We start from the raw sequence: 2,560 nt of genomic DNA, 5'->3' as shown, positions 1-2,560 counted from the left end.
ACCTGGACTCCTGAATCCGCGGGCTTCGTCATGTTGTGCTGACTGGCCCGGAGAACCGGCCTTGTATGCTGTTTCTGTTCGTCGGCTCATAGCTTTGCGCTCGGGCTTCCTTCGGACCCCTCCTCACGGAGACGCCCTTGCCGTCGGCTAGTACTTTCGTGAACCCGTCTCAAGACGGGGCTGGATTCACCGTACAGGGGACTTGCACCCCATAAGTTCACGCCCATGCCGGGCGTACACAAACCAATCAACCGGACGGAAAATACGTCTGTGCAAAATTGAAAAGCAAAACCAAATTTCGATGGTGGCCAAAACTTCGCGTCGCCGCCGGTTATCATGAACCGTTAGAAATTCAATGAAAAAGGGGCTGTATGCATAGGATAGCAATAGAAAAAATAGCCAATCAACTAAAAGAGATTGGTAAGTCCGTTCTCCCTCCTGGACAAGGTGAGGGTCCTTTTAGAGGGCTATGGATGCATGATGAGGTTGCATACTCATTGCCTCAAGACAAACAAGATGAATTCAACGATATTACAAGATTGGTATTAAAAGAGCCGCAGTTTTCTGAACGATTTTCAGATGAATATATCTCTAAAAAAGTAAAAACAGTATTTGCCTCATACCTAAAAGACCACAGTATTGACATTTGTACTGAATTGGTAGCCATGTTTCAATATCTTGATGGGTTTAATGAGAGAAACACTGTTTACGTGCCTGTTACGGGCCTAAGGCTGTCGTTAGATTATGAGCTTGGTAATGTAAAATTGATTAGACCTACTGGTGAAAATAAAGGTCAAATCAAGGGGAAAATTAGAACAATTATTTCGAAATCAAAGGCCGAGGAAGAGAAAAAAGCTCAAATCGTTGCTTTTTTTGAAAAGGAACTAGAGGAGTGGTTGGGTAAATACACATTAGCAGAATATTCTGTTGTTGCAGAGCCTGGCAGGGCATATGAGCGGGCGAAAGAGGAAACTAGACGTGTACTAGAACTTTTTCGTTTTGCATCTAAAGCTCTATATCCCATATCTGAAGACATAAGGGTTGGTTTAAAGGGAGAACATTCTTTCGACACCAGAATGGCCTTTGTTATTTCTGAAGAAAATTTGTCGACCAAAAGTGACAATGAAGGTTCCATTAGGCCGTTTGATTTTGACGGGCAGGCTAAAGAGATAATGGAAAAAATCGGTGTATTTAAGGTCTCAGAAATACTTAAAAAAGATAATCCAACTAATTTTGAAGAGGTCATACTGAGGGCCATTCACTGGTTTTCTTCGGCCCTTCAACAGGCCGAAATTGAGAATTCATTCCTGTCCTTAATAATCGCTCTAGAAACAATTTTCACTGCTGAACGCGGGAACCCTATAACAAATACTGTTTCTGAGGGTGTTGCTTTTGTTTTGGCAGATGAACTTGAACCTCGAAAAAAACTTAAAAAAACAATCAAAGATTACTATGGAATGAGAAGCGGCGTTGCTCACGGTGGGAAAAAATCAGTACTACGATCTGATTATTACCATCTTATCAACATTGTAGGTTCAATCATTGTTGTATTAATTGAAAAGACTGATGAATTTGAAAACCATAAAGCCTTTATTGAATGGATCGAGGAGACTAAATTATCCTGACACAAATTAATTTCTAACCATGGCATCAAGCGGACGGAAAATATTGGTGTGGTTCTCGAAAAGGCCTCTACCGGGCTGAACCTGAACGTCGCTGCCACTTATTATCACCGTTAGAGCGCTCTTGGAGGAGTTCCGATGAATCAGTTGCCGTTCAATACATACGACGTCTTGGCGGGTCATCTCTGGGGGTCGGACCAAGCCAAGCTATTGAAATATCGTAATTAATTGGCTAAATAGGCCCTTTTTTTGGGCTTAGAGCCCTGTTTTCACCCACAAAAATGGGTTTCTAAGGATGGCAAGGGCAAATCGGCATCATATTCAGGGGCAGGTGTGGCACATTACTCACCGTTGCCACAAAAAGGAATTTCTACTGAAATTCGCCAAGGAGCGTAGGCGCTGGCTTTGCTGGCTCTTTGAAGCCAATAAACGTTTCGGGTTGAGGGTTCTCAACTACTTGGCTACCTCAAACCATATTCACCTGCTTGTCGTCGATAGCGCGCCGAATGTTATCGCCAAATGCCTTCAATTGGTTGCCGGGAGAACCGCCCAGGAATTCAATAAACGCAAGCAACGCAAGGGAGCTTTCTGGGAAGACCGCTATCATGCCACTGCCGTTGAACGAAACGATCACCTGATACGCTGCCTCGTTTATATTGATCTCTACATGGTTCGCGCCGGTGTGGCAGCAAGTCCGACCAATTTGTGTTGAAAGAAGGATCTGGAGCTTACAGTGTCGATTTTGACCCTAAAAATGGCCGTTTAAGACCAAATAATGCCTATTTTTGGGATTTATTTCTCGAAGATTCAATGGGTTGACTTGGTCCGACCCCAGATCCCTTCCAGAAACCCTGACCCTATAGATACGCAAGAATCAAGTTATCAAACCCTGACCCTATAGATACGATCGTTTTGTTTTATGACGCATGAATTCCCCT

General features: G+C 43.5%; 1 protein-coding gene and 1 pseudogene. Both read left to right on the top strand.

The window, feature by feature from the left end; genetic code table 11:
• Window positions 1-371: 371 nt before the first annotated feature.
• Window positions 372-1,625, top strand: coding sequence for a HEPN domain-containing protein (locus tag JQN68_RS12245; protein WP_225073804.1), 1,254 nt, complete (start codon window positions 372-374; stop codon window positions 1,623-1,625).
• Between the two features lie 292 nt (window positions 1,626-1,917).
• Window positions 1,918-2,319: pseudogene (locus JQN68_RS12240) on the top strand (transposase); the annotation flags it as partial.
• Between the last annotated feature and the right edge of the window lie 241 nt (window positions 2,320-2,560).

This window comes from Desulfuromonas sp. CSMB_57 (assembly GCF_020194955.2).
Taxonomy (GTDB): domain Bacteria; phylum Desulfobacterota; class Desulfuromonadia; order Desulfuromonadales; family Syntrophotaleaceae; genus JAFCIY02.
This window is presented reverse-complemented; position numbering and strand designations above follow the sequence as displayed.

Bases quoted from the DNA above. Each gene is read 5' to 3' on its own strand.
- JQN68_RS12245 (WP_225073804.1), top strand. From the start codon at position 372: ATGCATAGGATAGCAATAGAAAAAATAGCCAATCAACTAAAAGAGATT.